General features: G+C 41.6%; 17 protein-coding genes and 1 tRNA gene. 13 read left to right on the top strand and 5 right to left on the bottom strand.

Going from position 1 to position 15,736, the window contains the following annotated elements:
* Positions 1–52: 52 nt before the first annotated feature.
* From RMZ95_RS14115 to alr, 5 genes are all read right to left on the bottom strand, one after another.
* A complete protein-coding gene (locus RMZ95_RS14115; RefSeq protein ID WP_322672204.1) occupies positions 53–550 on the bottom strand; it encodes a chemotaxis protein CheW in 498 nt (165 codons plus the stop codon).
* Complete coding sequence (locus tag RMZ95_RS14110) at positions 543–932, bottom strand: response regulator (protein ID WP_322672203.1); 390 nt, start codon at positions 930–932, stop codon at positions 543–545. Before RMZ95_RS14110 ends, RMZ95_RS14115 begins: the two co-directional genes overlap by 8 nt.
* A gap of 62 nt (positions 933–994) precedes the next feature.
* A complete protein-coding gene (locus RMZ95_RS14105; RefSeq protein ID WP_322684775.1) occupies positions 995–2,062 on the bottom strand; it encodes a response regulator in 1,068 nt (355 codons plus the stop codon).
* Positions 2,063–2,944: 882 nt separating this feature from the next.
* Positions 2,945–3,026, bottom strand: a tRNA-Leu gene (locus tag RMZ95_RS14100).
* Positions 3,027–3,139: 113 nt separating this feature from the next.
* The gene (gene alr, locus RMZ95_RS14095; RefSeq protein WP_322684776.1) at positions 3,140–4,327 is read right to left on the bottom strand and encodes an alanine racemase; all 1,188 of its coding nucleotides are present in this window, start codon (positions 4,325–4,327) and stop codon (positions 3,140–3,142) included.
* A 438-nt stretch (positions 4,328–4,765) separates the two neighbouring features.
* Between alr and RMZ95_RS14090 the strand changes: the two genes are divergently transcribed.
* The 13 genes from RMZ95_RS14090 to RMZ95_RS14030 all read left to right on the top strand — a co-directional run bounded on the left by RMZ95_RS14090 (position 4,766) and on the right by RMZ95_RS14030 (position 15,678).
* Positions 4,766–5,263 carry an HNH endonuclease gene (locus RMZ95_RS14090; RefSeq protein ID WP_094349059.1) on the top strand — a complete coding sequence of 166 codons (498 nt, stop codon included), beginning with the start codon at positions 4,766–4,768 and terminating at the stop codon, positions 5,261–5,263.
* A gap of 684 nt (positions 5,264–5,947) precedes the next feature.
* On the top strand, positions 5,948–7,231 hold the full coding sequence (locus RMZ95_RS14085) for a bifunctional oligoribonuclease/PAP phosphatase NrnA (protein ID WP_322672200.1): 1,284 nt from the start codon (positions 5,948–5,950) through the stop codon (positions 7,229–7,231).
* Between the two features lie 238 nt (positions 7,232–7,469).
* The gene (locus RMZ95_RS14080) at positions 7,470–7,940 is read left to right on the top strand and encodes a DUF29 domain-containing protein (RefSeq protein WP_322684777.1); all 471 of its coding nucleotides are present in this window, start codon (positions 7,470–7,472) and stop codon (positions 7,938–7,940) included.
* A gap of 105 nt (positions 7,941–8,045) precedes the next feature.
* Positions 8,046–8,456, top strand: coding sequence for a RusA family crossover junction endodeoxyribonuclease (locus RMZ95_RS14075; protein ID WP_322672198.1), 411 nt, complete (start codon positions 8,046–8,048; stop codon positions 8,454–8,456).
* Positions 8,453–9,499 (top strand): hypothetical protein, encoded by a 1,047-nt coding sequence (locus tag RMZ95_RS14070; RefSeq protein ID WP_322684778.1) that lies wholly within the window; start codon positions 8,453–8,455, stop codon positions 9,497–9,499. Before RMZ95_RS14075 ends, RMZ95_RS14070 begins: the two co-directional genes overlap by 4 nt.
* Complete coding sequence (locus RMZ95_RS14065) at positions 9,496–9,756, top strand: hypothetical protein (RefSeq protein ID WP_322672196.1); 261 nt, start codon at positions 9,496–9,498, stop codon at positions 9,754–9,756. The genes RMZ95_RS14070 and RMZ95_RS14065 overlap by 4 nt, the downstream gene beginning before the upstream one ends.
* A gap of 53 nt (positions 9,757–9,809) precedes the next feature.
* The gene (gene sixA, locus RMZ95_RS14060; protein ID WP_322684779.1) at positions 9,810–10,304 is read left to right on the top strand and encodes a phosphohistidine phosphatase SixA; all 495 of its coding nucleotides are present in this window, start codon (positions 9,810–9,812) and stop codon (positions 10,302–10,304) included.
* A gap of 109 nt (positions 10,305–10,413) precedes the next feature.
* Complete coding sequence (locus RMZ95_RS14055; protein ID WP_322672194.1) at positions 10,414–11,550, top strand: citrate synthase; 1,137 nt, start codon at positions 10,414–10,416, stop codon at positions 11,548–11,550.
* 303 nt (positions 11,551–11,853) lie between these two features.
* A complete protein-coding gene (gene nuoH, locus RMZ95_RS14050) occupies positions 11,854–12,972 on the top strand; it encodes an NADH-quinone oxidoreductase subunit NuoH (RefSeq protein ID WP_194045704.1) in 1,119 nt (372 codons plus the stop codon).
* 102 nt (positions 12,973–13,074) lie between these two features.
* The gene (gene ndhI / locus RMZ95_RS14045) at positions 13,075–13,659 is read left to right on the top strand and encodes an NAD(P)H-quinone oxidoreductase subunit I (protein ID WP_322684780.1); all 585 of its coding nucleotides are present in this window, start codon (positions 13,075–13,077) and stop codon (positions 13,657–13,659) included.
* Positions 13,660–13,770: 111 nt separating this feature from the next.
* Positions 13,771–14,385: an NADH-quinone oxidoreductase subunit J gene (locus RMZ95_RS14040; protein WP_322672193.1), complete on the top strand. Its 615-nt coding sequence runs from the start codon at positions 13,771–13,773 to the stop codon at positions 14,383–14,385.
* 60 nt (positions 14,386–14,445) lie between these two features.
* Positions 14,446–14,751: an NADH-quinone oxidoreductase subunit NuoK gene (gene nuoK / locus RMZ95_RS14035; RefSeq protein ID WP_006199065.1), complete on the top strand. Its 306-nt coding sequence runs from the start codon at positions 14,446–14,448 to the stop codon at positions 14,749–14,751.
* Positions 14,752–14,757: 6 nt separating this feature from the next.
* Positions 14,758–15,678, top strand: coding sequence for an NAD(+) kinase (locus tag RMZ95_RS14030; RefSeq protein ID WP_322672192.1), 921 nt, complete (start codon positions 14,758–14,760; stop codon positions 15,676–15,678).
* The last annotated feature ends 58 nt before the right edge of the window (positions 15,679–15,736 follow it).

The raw sequence follows: 15,736 nt of genomic DNA, 5'->3' as shown, positions 1-15,736 counted from the left end.
TCTCCTAAGTATGTGAATAAGAACACTAAAAAGCTGTTTTTAGTAGTAAAACCTAATCACTGCGGAGAATAGAAGATTGTACAATCGCCTGTGCATCTAATACCAGTAATATTTCTTCCTGTTGCACAACGCACCCACATAAATAAGGAACTAAACTGGATGTCACTTGTCCGATAGGAGAATGAATATCATCAACTATGAACTTGGTTGTACCTTTTATTTCTTGTACAACTAATCCCAACACCAATGATTCCACTTGGATAACGATCGCATTGTATTGTCGCAGTCGATAATCTAGGGATTCTAAATTGAGCATTCTTGGTAAATCAACTACCCAAATTATCCGACTCCGCCAATTCATTAATCCTAATATGCAGGATGGCATATTCGGTATTGACGTAATAGATTCAACAGGCACAAGAATTGCTTCTTGCGTATGCTTCATTGATAAAACAGCAGTAGTTTGTTGATTTAGCTGAAACTTCAGATAACTATCTGCTAAATTATTTGGCGTTGGTTTTGAAGAAAGAATAATGTTTGTACTAGTCATTGATTAAAATTACCACTGATTTAATAGTACGTAGGAGATGTTCGCGGGTGTAAGGTTTAGTTATATAGGCATCTGCACCTTGTCTCATCGCCCACAAACGATCAATTTCTTGATTTTTAGAACTACAAACCACAATCGGTACTTTTGCAGTAATTGGATTTCTTCTCAGAGAACGACACAATTCAAATCCACTCATTTCTGGCATTACTACATCAGTAACGATTGCATCTGGTTTTTCTAACACAGCTTTTTCTAAACCCTCTTTTGCACCACTTGCTTTAATTACGTTGTAACCACTCTCTTTAAGATAATGGCTCATTAATTCCAATTCGCTGGGAGAATCTTCTACAATCAAAATTGTGCCAAGCAAAGTCAGGCTCACTATCAAATCTCCTAAAAAAATAAATTAAACATATTTTGTTATTTTTATTTGCCTTATTTCAATCAACCAAGATGCTTAAAAACCATTTTTAGCAATTCTGATTGTGTAAAAGGCTTAGTCAAATATCCTGACGATCTGACCATTTTAGCCTTTGCCCTGTCGATAAATCCTGTTCTACCAGTCACCATAACGATCGGTGTATTTTTAAAGGCTGAATGTTTACGTAATAATGAACATAGTTCATAGCCATCTAAACTTGGCATTTCAACATCTAGCAAAATCAGATCGGGCTTACTCCGTAGAATTTGCATTAAAGCTTTTACCGGATCGTTGATCGTTACAACTGAAAATGTGTTTTCATCTAAAAAGTGCTTAATAGAATTCAAAACAGTTTGGCTATCATCAATGCAGGCAATTGTATATAGTTTTTTGCCAACAGGTGGCTGAGTAATTGTCTGATTCTCAGGAATATCAAAATTGATTGGTATTGGTAAATTTTGCCCAATCTTGATTTGCAGATGTGGCTGAACTTGAGACGATTGTGTTGTAGAAAAAACTTGCGAACTCCCACCAGCCGGAATTGATGACTGAATATTTTGCCGATTTCGTAACTGTTTTTGACAGTGTTCAACAAGCAATCTTAAATCCAGGTGACAGAACTTTGGTAGTTCATCCAAAGAGCTTTCTGGACTGAATTCATAGCTACCTTCTTTTAAACACAGAAATGATTCCATTACTTCTTTTGCTAATTCGTCTATCAGGCTTCCTGCTTGCACAGAGGTAATATAGTCCTGATTTACTAACCAACAAATAGCTTGGTAATCCGCATTTGGTATTGATTGATGTTCATTCTTCGTCTCAAACATCAGCCGCATCTGTACGCGAGTGGCGCTGTTGAGAGCAGGAATTTGCTGACTCAAGCGCCGTAAGTGACTGTCAAGGCGCTCAAATAGTTTATCTGAATAGGAGGCATAAGTAAGTTTACCGTCCTCTAGATAGATTGACCAAGAAACTATCCCGGTAAATACGCTTAAGCAACCCGTAGCACGCCGACTTGTTAATTGTGCCAACAGAGATAGCGGATGTAGTTTCTGGAACAACCTGTAGCTACCTATAGGAGTTGTGCTCATTTTGCTTTTACTTCAGCTAAAATTCGATACGTGTAAGCTAAATTCGTGTAAAGTTATTCCACAATCAAAATCAAGTAAAAAGCATTAAACTTTTGCATTTTAAAGTACATCAGTTTACATCTAGGTTTGTGGTGAAACTCAACGAGAGTAGCGTTATTTTCAGATGAGCAAATCTTAGTAAATTCGTAAATTGTGATTAATCTACTTAGTGTTACTGAGATTTATCAACATCTTTCGAGAAATAAGACATAAAAATGTCAAGACTAGATGAAGCCACTTTCCATTGAGTAACCCCAATCTGACCACAGGAATAATACTGATTTTATTAATGGCGATCTCTTTGAGCTTCTGTATTTACACTTAGTTAAAATTTATTTTTTAAACAAGTAAGGACTGAATGAAGCTACTTTGCATCGAGTAACTTCAAATTGACCACAGTAATAACACTTATTTATTGAAAGCAATAAATGTATTTTTTATTATTTGTATTTAATAATTTAGATGAAACAGAATGCAAAACTTATTTTTTGCAGAGTGTTTTACCGCCGAGAATAGGTACTGAAAGTTCTCAGAATGGTACGTTATGTCCCTAACACATCTTACCTACGAAAATTGTAGGTTATTAAATCTATTAGGACTTATGCACTTTGACACATTTACTATCATTTGGAGAACAGACTTATTAAGTTAAAAGTCTTTCCCTGTCTTGTTCACAGGCGCATTTTACCACAAACAAATTTTCAAATATCCTATTGTATTTGAAGCTATGCTGGCGAAACATATTTTTATTTAAGCGATATTTAAATAGGCTGGTGACTATTCTTGAACTTTTAACTCAAGTATAAGTACCAGCCTAGATAAGGCAATTTAATTTATCAAAAGTGCGGATGAAAGGACTTGAACCTTCACTCCTTTCGGAACTAGAACCTAAATCTAGCGCGTCTGCCAATTCCGCCACATCCGCATCAGTTTATTATCATACCATAAGAAATTATTTTTGGGAATAGGGAATGGGGACTGGCAAGCTGAAAAAGAATAACAATGCCCCATGCCCCATGCCCCATGCCCCATGCCCAATTACATAACTGCAACACGAGGCAGACGATGCTTGAATCCACAGAGAATTTCCCAAGAAATAGTGTTTAATTGTTTTGCCCAGTCATCCGCTGAAATTTGTTCTTTTCCCTGTTCTCCTAATAAGGTGACTACTTCTCCTTCTTGGATATTGGGTATGGCACTTACATCCAGCATTAACTGATCCATTGTAATTGTCCCAATTTGTGACACGCGCTGACCGCGAATTAACACCTGCATTTTGTTGGAAAGACTGCGAGGAACACCGTCAGCATAGCCAATTCCCACAACAGCAAGGCGAAGTTCGCGCGGGGCAATAAATTTATGACCATAGCTAACAGCTGTTCCTGCGGCAATTGTTTTAACTTGGGTAACTCTTGCCTTAAGTTGCAAAACAGGCTTGAGATCGATCGCATTTTGTAAATGCGGTGCTGGATAGAGTCCGTAAACAGCTAAACCTACACGCACCATGTCGTAGTGCAATGCTGGATTTGTAAGTGCGGCGGCTGAGTTTGCCAAGTGCAAGCAAGGCGGTTCAATTCCCATTGCTTTGATTTGAGCGATCGCATCCTCAAATCGTTTATGCTGTTCTTGCATTACCGTGGTATCGGGATCGTCTGCTGTCGCTAAATGAGAATAAATGCTGGCAATATCAAGATGTGGTAAGCGCTGCACTAATTGCACAAATTCGCCAGCTTGCCGCCAATCAGTCCCCAATCTAGACATTCCCGTGTCTAATTTAATATGTACGGGCACTGGAGAACCATGATTCATCGATTCTAAGGTATCAGAAAATACTAAAGCTTGTTTAGGGCTACAAAGCGTAGGCTGAAGTTTCCATTGGGCGATCGCATGAATCTGCTCTAGTGTATGAGTTGCCCCTAAAATCAAAATGGGAGCTTGAATCCCGCCTTCTCGCAATTGAATAGCTTCTGGAACTGTAGCCACTCCCAGGCAACTAGCTCCCGATTGGATAGCAATTTGGGCAACTGTTACTGCTCCATGTCCATAGGCATCAGCTTTTACTACTGCCATTAACTGGGTACGGGGCGATAAAAACTGCACCAGTTGCTTTACATTGTATGACAACGCCTCTAAATCAATTTCTACCCAAGCTCGTTGCGAAAACCACGCGTAGGTATCGCACTGCTGATTAGGAACTACACCAGGGATTTGTTTACGACTTAACATTTGTACTGACTCCTATCCCGCCACGGCTAAACTTTCAAGTTATCTATCTATACACGCTCCTAAAAGCGAGATCAGATTAAATAGGAAGTTTAACCTTCAGATTGGAACTGATACAAGATGTTACGGCGCTAAAGTAAAAGTTATGAGTTATGAGTTATAAGTTATGAGTTATGAGTTAGAAGTAAATCTTACGGCTCAACTTTTCACTTTGTTCTTGTCTACGAGACGCTGCGCGATTGCGTCAGTCTAAGTAATAATTTTGATGAAGTAATAAATTTGACTTTTCAACTCCTAACTCCTCACTCTTCACTCCTAACTCTTGACCCTTTACTCATAACTTAATTTTCAAATTCTTCCGAAAGTATAATTTCTTCTCATCTCCCTAGCAGGGTGTATTTGTGTTAATATATTGTAAAACTCATACCCTGAGCGCAAATAATGGGGAAGGTTTTAGTCTTAAACGCCTCTTACGAACCTCTCAATATAACGAGTTGGCGTCGTGCTGTAGTTCTTTTAATCAAGGGCAAAGCAGAACGCGTGGAACACAACGGTAAATTTCTGTACACGGATTTCCCGTTGCCGACCGTGATCCGGTTGCGTCATTATGTACGCGTTCCTTATAAAGAAATCCCTTTAACTCGCCGAAATATATTGCACCGTGATGGTCATGCTTGTCAATACTGTGGTTACACAGGGGATGAATTGACACTAGACCATGTAATACCGCGATCGCGCGGCGGAGGCGATACTTGGGAGAATATTGTTACCGCTTGTGTCCGTTGCAATGTCAAAAAAGGGAGTCGGACTCCCCACGAAGCTCACATGCCTTTGCGTCATCCCCCGCGCCAACCTTATAGCAGTCTCTATTTCGAGGTCAGTAAACATCTTAAGAGTGGACTGCATACAGAGTGGCAAAAGTATGTTATAGGTCTTTGAGCAAAAAACAGAGGAGCAAAGAAAAAAGGAGAAATACCCTCTTTCTTTAGTAGATAACCAATAACTAAAGTTATTGGAGTTTTAAAAAATTGGTAGCTATAGGCTTGCAACAAAGATGATTGCATCAACTATCAAGCTTTGAAATTTGTTGTATGTATTTTGTTGTATGTATATAGAGTTTCCCTTTTGCTCTTTACTCCCCCTGTCTTTTGCCCTTTTCCATTGGACTTTACTCTAAATTTGCAGAAGCAGAATTTTCAAAGGGGATACAAAACAGACGTTATTCATCAAAAATAATTGTTAATTGCTCAATAGTCACAATAATGAGAATATTAAGCATAAGAATATTTCAAATATCAAGGACTAATTCTAAAGGATAAGATAGAAAGTATACCCTAAGTTAGATAAAAATCTCCCTGATTGAATTTACGAAAGAGAACAAAACTCCTAAAACATATTTATGCTGCCAGATACAGCCTGATATCCTAAACTTCCTTGCTGTATGCCCTTTAGTGGAAGTTAGTTGATGTTGAGCGGTGTTACTGACAAGAAATATACTTAGATGTATAGTGCAATGTCTTGATATTTTTGCGAAGATCGTAATTAATGTGGCTAAATTCAGTGAATTGCTGCTCGTAAGTATTTCTGAATTAAAGGAGCCTCACACTTTAAAAAAAGTTCCCTATGTACTTTAATTCTCCCGTTACTCAGTTTGAGAGTTTGTCATTGACCACAGAGCCAAACCCAGAGGAACCTGAAATCGAGAAAGCGCCAGTGGAAGTTGCATTTAAGAGTCCGTCATTACCGCCATCGGTAGGTGATGGAGCTATATATCTCAGTAACCGTGGTAACTCTCTGGCACAACAAAAGTCAGAAGAATTGCAAAGAACCCTTTTGGCACACCGACACGATCGCCAACTAGTAATTCTGCAAGATTTTCCTGACCCTGATGCCCTTTCCTGCGCTTGGGCTTATCAGTTAATTGCCCAGCAATATGATATCAAATGTGAAATCATTTATGCTGGTGCATTGAGCCATCAAGAAAATATTGCCTTGGTAAGACTGACTAATTTACCTATCCAACGCTGGACAACGCAAACCTTGAAAACTAAAGATTTGTCATCTTATCAAGGTTTTGTATTAATTGACAACCAGGGAACCACTTCACAGCTACTGTCAGCAGTGCAGCAGGCTGGAATTCCTTTAGTGGTACTAGTCGACCATCACAGCATCCAAGGCGATCTGCAATCAGAGTTTGAAGATATCCGTCCTTACGTAAGAGCGACGGCAACAATTTTTACTCAATACCTCCAAACAGGATTATTAGCATTAGATAGCAGCATAAATCAACACGTCAAATGCGCTACTGCTTTGATGCATGGCTTGCGATCGGATACAGATCGGTTAATGCAAGCGCAAGAAGAAGATTTTATGGCAGCGGCGTATTTAAGCCGATTTTATGACGCTCAACTGCTAAATGCCATTTTACAGGCGAACCGTTCCAAGCGGGTAATGGATGTGATCGAGCGATCGCTGAAAAACCGCATCGTCCAAAATAACTTTTCCATTGCTGGTGTTGGCTACTTACGCTACGAAGACCGTGACGCCATCCCCCAAGCGGCTGATTTTCTCGTTACCGAAGAAAACGTCCACACCGCCGTAGTTTACGGCATTGTTCACGATGAAGACGAAGAACTGGAAATAGTCATCGGCTCCCTGAGAACTAGCAAACTTACCCTTGACCCTGATGAATTCATCAAAGAAGCTTTTGGGCAAGATAGCACAGGGCGCTTTTTCGGCGGTGGAAGGACAAGCGCAGGCGGCTTTGAAATTCCAATGGGCTTCTTATCTGGCAGCAACGAAAATTCCGCTTATGCGAAAATGAAATGGGAAGTATTCGATGCTCAAATTAAGCAAAAACTGTTGAGGTTAGTTAATCCTAGAGACAACCCGATCCAGTCGGAGTAGGGAGAAAAGGAGATGGGGAAAACTCCTAACTCATGCAGCAGTGAAAGGGTTTGGTTAGATAGTATCTGTAAATCATTCGTGATAAACATATTTCCCGACTTTTCTAAAAAGTCGGGAATTTTGGTCTTTTCACAGACGCTGAACTGATTGAGGATGTAGTTCGTGCTTAATGTTAAGTAGGTAGGCACAAATAAAATTAACTCGCGCCTACCTATTTTATTTACGAACAAGGAGCGCCATGAAGTCTATAGAACTGCAAATGTTACAAACTCTGTATGAACAAGATTTTTGTGCGTGGGTAGAGCGGACAGCAGAGCTTTTGCGATCGCACCAGTGGGACACGCTGGATTTAGAACACTTAATTGAGGAAGTGGTGGACTTGGGTAAAAGTCAACAACGGGCGTTGCAAAGTGCGTTGCGGTTGGTGTTATCACATTTGCTGAAGTGGAAGTATCAACCTGAACGCCGCAGTCGCAGTTGGCAAGTGACCATTACTTATGAGCGACTAAATATAGATGAATTACTGCAAGAAAGTCCTAGCTTGCAGCGTTTTTTAAATGATGCCGAGTGGATTAATACTATTTATCAAAGAGCGCGGCGAGAGGCAATGGTGGAAACTGGTTTATCAGAAGATAATTTTGCGATCGCTTGTCCCTTTTCTGTCGATGAGATTTTAGACTTAGACTTTTATCCTAACGCTGACAAATAACCATGTAGAATTTTTGTATAAATGTAGATATGTTCAATATGATGAGTAATCATCTGTGAAAATTGCTGTAACTTTGTTAATTAATTATAAAGATATGCACTTGGGATGCGAATAATACCTTTTGAATTTCTCATTCCCAGACGACCTGTTTCGTTACAGACAAAGAAAAAAGAAAACCTTCAGGCATGGAAAAATTTTGTACGCGTTGAAGCTCAAAAACTTTGGAAAGATCGCAGCGTCATTAAACAAGGTGATCTACAACTAACGCTAGTTTACCTTTGTGATGAGTTCCCGGCTGACACTGATAACATTATCAAGCCAATTCAGGATGCACTTGTAAACTTAGTTTTTGAAGATGATAATTTAGTATCAGATGTAGATAGTCATCGTAGATTTATATCTGACCCGATTGATATTAGAAATCTACCTTCATTATTACAGCGTGCTGTAATCACAGGTAAAGAGTGTGTTTATGTAAAAGTGAGTGAATCTCAACCACTGGAAAAATACTTATGATTAACAATACTAAAACTCTATATGATGAAAAAGTAAAATCTCTGGCAGAGAAGTACGAAAGCCAAGGATTTCGTGTTTCCATTGAACCTAAAACAGATGAATTACCATTCGAGTTGGGTAACTACCAGCCAGATATGATTGCTATTAAAGACGACTCAGGTTTGGTAATTGAAGTAAAAACCAGCCTCAGCCGAATGTCAGTCGATCGTTTACAGGCTTTAGCAGAGGAAGTGAGTAAACATCCAGGCTGGCGTTTTTTATTGCTAACACTTGAAGACATAGAAGCTAAGTCATTACCTGGAACATCCGAACAATTTCCTTCATGGCAAGAGCTAACCCATCGGCTTATCCAAGCACATAAGCTTATTGAAAATGATGAAATTGAGCCTGCTTTTCTTTTGATGTGGAGTATATTTGAGGGGGCTTTAAGAAAGCGAGCAGTCGATGTTTCAATTCCTATTGAACGTTTCCCAGTTATAGGATTACTAAGACATCTGTACTCTTTGGGAGAGTTATCAATCTCTCAATTCGAGCTTGCTCAAGCTTGTTTTGAAGTTTGGAATCGGCTTGCTCACGGATATATTGAAAACCTAAATTTGCCAGTTGTACATAATTTTGACAATTTGGTTCGTGAATTATCAGGAAAATGGACAGTCGAACTCGCTATTAGTCAACTTTCATCAGAGGAGCTAGCTGCTTTTCGTGCCTGGTTTGCGGAATTCGATGCAACATCCTTGGATAAACGAGAAGAATTAAGGAGAAATTTAATCAATCAGACAAGCCTTCTTTTAGCGCAAGAATTAATAATAAATGAGAAACTAAAGAAAGAATTAAACGTAAACGACGAAGAGGTTATAAACGTCGAATTCGCTGTTAGTCTACTTTCACCAGAGGATCTCGCCGCATTTCGTACCTGGTTTGCAGAATTCGATGCAGCATCCTGGGATAAACAGATTGAAGAAGATGTCGCTGCTGGTCGGTTAGATGCATTGGCAAAAAAAGCACTCAAACATCTCCGAGAAGGGCGTTGCACCGATCTGTGAAACATCGAGCAACCCCTGATTTTTGGTATTACTATCGCCAGTTACCAATTGATATCCAACAGCTTGCTGACCGATGTTATGAGTTGCTTCGGGAAGATCCTAAGTATCCATCATTGCATTTCAAAAAAGTCGGTCAGTTTTGGTCAGTGCGTATTGGTATATATTATCGGGCGCTTGCTGTAAAAGAAGATGAAAATTTTGTATGGTTTTGGATTGGATCGCATCCAGAGTATGACAGATTGCTAAGTGGTGGATAGCGTTCTAACATTAGCCTAAGAGCAGCCTAACTGAATCGCTCACAATACAAAGTATGGAACTATACTTAATTCGTCATGGCATCGCCGAAGACAAGGGATTAGGCATCAAAGATGAGGAGCGCAACCTAACCAAAGAAGGAAGGCAAAAAACTGAGAAAGTTGCCCATAAACTTGTTAAATTAGGTTTAAACTTTGATTTAATTCTCACCAGTCCCTTAGTGCGGGCGCGCCAAACGGCTGAAATCCTGATAGCAGAAAAACTAAGCTCCCAGTTAGAGGAATCTAGCCACCTCGCCCACGACGGTCAAATTTCTAGTTGGCTAAAAGAGTGGTTAGAGCCAAGAAATTATTCCCAAAATACACAACTGGCGCTGGTTGGACACGAACCTGATTTAACCAATTGGGCAGAAATTCTCCTGTGGGGAGAAGTCAAAGAAAGTTTTGTCTTGAAAAAAGCAGGTATGATTGGGATAAAACTACCAGAAACAGGTTCTCCTCTGGGTCGGAGTCAGATGTTTTGGTTGACACCACCCAAGTACCTGCTGTAACAGTTTTTCAACATTTTCGATTGTTGTTAGAACGGCTACTGTTATGGCGACAATAAATTTCTGGTAATGTTACCTCCAGCAGATATTTCAAAAAGCAAATGGTGTTGCCATGATGGTGTGCGAATACAAGCCTGGTCTAGAAGGCATTCCCGCCGCTCAATCAAGTATCAGCTATGTTGATGGGCAAAAGGGAATACTAGAATATCGTGGCATTAGGATTGAGGAATTAGCAGAAAAAAGTACATTCCTAGAAACTGCTTATCTCTTAATCTGGGGTAAACTGCCAAGCAAAGAAGAACTGGAAACATTTGAGCATGAAGTTCGTTACCACCGGCGGATAAAGTACCGCATTCGGGACATGATGAAATGCTTTCCAGAAAGCGGCCACCCAATGGATGCCTTGCAAGCCTCCGCTGCGGCTTTAGGCTTGTTTTATTCGCTTCGGGATTTACATAATCCTGTCTACATTCGAGATTCAGTAGTGCGCCTGATAGCAACCATTCCTACAATGGTGGCGGCGTTCCAACTGATGCGAAAAGGCAACGATCCCGTGCGTCCCCGTGATGACTTAGACTACTCCGCCAACTTTCTATACATGCTTGATGAGAAAGAACCCGATCCTCTGATGGCGCGAGTTTTTGATATCTGCTTGATACTTCAAGTTGAGCATACAATGAATGCTTCTACTTTCAGTGCCAGGGTGACAGCTTCCACCTTAACCGATCCTTACGCTGTAGTTGCTAGTGCTGTGGGAACTTTGGGCGGGCCTCTGCATGGTGGAGCCAATGAAGAAGTAATTCAGATGTTGGAAAAAATTGGCTCTGTGGAAAATGTCCGTCCCTACATAGAGCATTGTCTGGAAACTAAATCTAAGATTATGGGCTTTGGACATCGTGTGTATAAAGTGAAAGACCCACGAGCCATAATTTTACAAGGACTAGCAGAGCAATTGTTTGAAAAGTTTGGGCATGACAAGTTCTATGACATTGCTCAAGAAATGGAACGAGTGGTAGAGGAAAAACTCGGTAGCAAGGGGATTTATCCAAATATTGACTTTTATTCTGGTTTGGTATATAGGAAGATGGGGATTCCTACCGACTTGTTTACACCAATATTTGCGATCGCTCGCGTTGCCGGTTGGCTAGCCCATTGGAAAGAACAACTAGCAGAAAACCGGATTTTCCGTCCTACCCAGGTTTACAACGGTCTGCACGAAGTTACTTATACTCCCATTGAGCAGCGGTAACTGGGCATGGGGCATGGGGCATGGGGCATGGGGCATGGGGCATGGGGCATTGAGCAGATTATTCCCCTTGTCCCCTTGTCCCTGCGCTCCCTGAATAGCCAATCTTAATGCCAACCATAAGTAGAATTCTCATCTCGCTTCAGGGTGGTCAAACCATCCAACGATATACTAGGCATGGGAATTGGCAACAAATCTTCAATCGGTCATCATCACAGCAAAAATTAAAAATGGGTGAATTTACAGGTATTAATTTAACTAATAGTTGTAACTCACCATGACTCTATGTCTTAAATAGCACCAAACATGAATTCAGGAATTGACCTCCAAGGAACTTTTATTGAATCCCTCCGGGATTTAGGTATACCAGCAGGAACAGCCAAAGCGATTTGGATGCCGCTGCCAATGATACTGATGCTGATTGGGGCAACAGTGGGGGTATTAGTTGCTACTTGGCTAGAACGGAAAATTTCTGCCTCCGCACAGCAGCGAATTGGGCCAGAATACCAGGGGCCTTTTGGGTTGCTGGTGCCTGTAGCGGATGGTCTGAAGCTGGTATTTAAAGAAGATATAGTACCAGCCAAGTCTGACCCCTGGCTATTTACCCTCGGGCCCATTATTGTTGTAATTCCGGTGTTTCTGTCGTTCCTGATTGTGCCCTTTGGACAGAATATCGTAATTAGCAATGTGGGCATGGGCGTATTCTTGTGGATTGCCCTATCAAGCATTCAACCCATTGGCTTGCTGATGGCTGGCTATGCATCTAATAACAAATACTCCCTCTTAGGGGGGTTGCGGGCAGCAGCGCAATCTATTAGTTATGAAATTCCTTTGGCGCTGGCGGTATTAGCGATCGCTATGATGTCTAATAGCCTCGACACCGTTGATATTGTCAATCAGCAGTCTGGCTACGGCATTCTGGGCTGGAACATTTGGCGACAACCAATTGGTTTTCTGATCTTTTGGATAGCTGCCCTCGCTGAATGCGAACGATTACCCTTTGACTTACCCGAAGCGGAAGAAGAAATCGTCGCAGGCTATCAGACTGAATACTCAGGCATGAAATTTGGTCTGTTCTACCTGGGTTCATACGTTAACTTAATCCTTTCTTCCTTACTAGTAGCAATTCTCTACCTGGGCGGTTGGGACTTTCCTATTCCCCTCAACCTCATCGCTGGTTGGCTGGGAGTTAGTGAATTAAATCCCGTGTTCCAGATAGTAACTGCGGCTTTGGGTATCACCATGACTGTGTTCAAAGCTTATTTACTAGTGTTTGTCGCCATCCTGTTGCGCTGGACAGTGCCACGGGTACGGATCGACCAACTGTTAGATTTAGGATGGAAGTTTTTGTTACCAGTTGGTTTGGTTAATCTTCTATTAACCGCCGCCCTGAAACTAGCCTTTCCCTTCGCTTTTGGTGGTTAGTCATTAGTCATTAGCATACACAAATGACTAATGACAAAAGACCAAGGACGAAGGACAAGGGACAAATAACGCTGATAGCTTAAAAAGAGAGAGTGAAGCACAATGCTAAAGTTCCTAAAACAAGTTGGCGATTACGCCAAAGAAACAGTACAAGCTGCGCGTTACATTGGTCAGGGTCTTTCTGTTACCTTCGACCACATGCGGCGGCGTCCAATTACTGTACAGTACCCTTACGAAAAACTAATTCCTGGCGAACGGTTTCGCGGTAGGATTCATTTTGAATTTGATAAGTGCATCGCTTGCGAAGTTTGCGTTCGCGTTTGTCCAATTAACCTACCTGTAGTAGATTGGGAATTCGACAAAGCCAGCAAAAAGAAAAAACTCAACCACTACAGCATTGACTTTGGAGTTTGTATCTTTTGCGGTAATTGTGTGGAATTTTGCCCCACTAACTGTCTATCGATGACAGAAGAATATGAGCTTTCCACTTACGATCGCCATGAATTGAACTATGACAACGTAGCGCTAGGTCGTCTGCCGTATAAAGTAACAGATAACCCAATGGTGACACCACTGCGCGAACTAGTTTACCTACCCAAAGGCGTCCTCGAACCACATGGACTGCCCGCAGATGCGCCACGTGCAGGTGCGCGTCCAGAAGACTTGGTAGAACAAACAGAAAAATAAATGTCATTTGTCCATTGTCATTTGTCCTTTGTTATTTGACTAATAACTAATGACCAATGACTAATGACCAATGACCAATGACCAATGACAATTGACTAAGGACAAAAAACAGTGAATCTAGCAGAAGGAGTACAGTTAGTATCACTTGGCATACTGGGCGTGATGATGATTGGGGCAGCCATTGGTGTGGTGCTGTTCTCCAACATCGTCTATTCTGCCTTTTTGCTGGGGGGTGTGTTTATCAGCATAGCGGGAATGTACCTGTTGCTAAATGCTGATTTTGTTGCGGCTGCACAAATACTAATTTACGTTGGGGCGGTTAACGTACTGATTTTGTTTGCCATTATGTTGGTGAACAAACGGCAGAATTTTGTAGCATTTCCTAACTCTTGGGTGCGGAAAGCACTTACGGGTGTAGTCAGTGTAGGATTGTTTGGTCTTTTAAGTACGATGGTGCTGGCTACTCCTTGGGCTTACTCAGCTGCTCCTGTGGCAGGTGGCGAAAGTTCTATAGTTTTAATTGGAGAACATTTCTTCACTGACTTTTTACTACCTTTTGAACTAGCTTCCATTTTGCTGCTGATAGCAATGGTAGGAGCAATTATTTTGGCACGCCGCGAGTATTTGCCAGACCTGTTGACACCATCCAAACTGGGGCAAACTGTTTTGACTTTGCAAGAACGCCCCAGAGAACTAGTATCAACAACTAGCGAAACAAAAGAGTAATATTTGCAACCTGAGCCGCAGATAAACAGCCAGATTTTTTCAGGAGGGATACCCAGATTCATGCAACTCCAGTACTTTTTATTACTAGCAGCAGCTTTATTCTGCATTGGCATCTACGGTTTAATTACTAGCCGCAACGCTGTGCGGGTGCTGATGTCAATTGAATTACTGCTCAATGCTGTTAATCTGAATTTAATGGCATTTTCCAACTTCCTCGACTCAACATTAATTAAGGGTCAGGTTTTCACAGTATTTGTGATTACCGTGGCCGCAGCCGAGGCGGCGGTGGGTTTAGCGATCGTGCTGGCCATTTATCGCAACCGCGATACCGTCGATATGGAGCAGTTTAATCTCCTGAAGTGGTAATTGTGCGTGCAACTCAAGCAGGTAATCATTGCTTATAAAGCGCGGGATGCCCGGAGTAAACAATGGGCAGAAATCTGTGCTAAACAACTAGAAAGTCGCGAGTGCCATGTGTTGATGGGGCCTAGCGGGCCGAAAGACAACCCCTATCCAGTCTTTTTGGCTTCAGCAGCTCAACCAATCGATCTCGCTTTGGTACTCGGTGGCGATGGTACTGTTTTAACTGGTGCCAGACATTTAGCCCCAGCTGGCATCCCAATTCTGGGAGTGAATGTAGGAGGCCATCTGGGGTTTTTAACTGAGTCAGTGGAAGAGTTTCAGGATACGGAGAAAGTTTGGGATCGGCTGTTTGAGGATCGCTATGCTATCCAACGACGGATGATGTTACAAGCTGCTGTGTATGAGGGTCATGGATCTAATTTAGAACCAGTGAGCGAACGTTACCTGGCTTTGAATGAATTCTGTGTCAAACCTGCTTCCGCTGACCGAATGATCACCTCAATTCTAGAAATGGAAATCGATGGTGAGGTAGTCGATCAATATGTTGGGGACGGGTTGATTATTTCCACTCCCACAGGTTCCACTGGTTACACCGTTTCTGCGAATGGGCCAATTATGCATGATGGTATGGAGGCGCTTACCATCACTCCCATTTGTGCAATGAGCCTTTCTAGTCGTCCTCTCGTTTTACCCCCTGGTTCTGTGGTGAGTATTTGGCCTTTGGGGGATTACGATTTGAGTACTAAGCTGTGGACAGATGGGGTTTTGGGAACTTCAATTTGGCCTGGACACCGTGTTGATGTGCGGATGGCAGAGTGTCGGGCTAAATTTATTATTTTGCGCGAGAACAATTCCTACTATCAGACGCTACGGGAGAAGTTGCTTTGGGCTGGTACAAGGGTTCACTACAGCAATAATCACCGTAATTAATTAAGTATTTGAGAGTGCATTTACCGCAGATTGCGATCGCCTATTGTTGTTATGCGAT

It is taken from the genome of Nostoc sp. DedQUE07, assembly GCF_034530975.2.
In the GTDB taxonomy this organism is placed as follows: Bacteria; Cyanobacteriota; Cyanobacteriia; order Cyanobacteriales; family Nostocaceae; genus Nostoc.
Note: the sequence above shows the minus strand (reverse complement) of the source record. Positions and strands in the feature narration are given on the sequence as shown.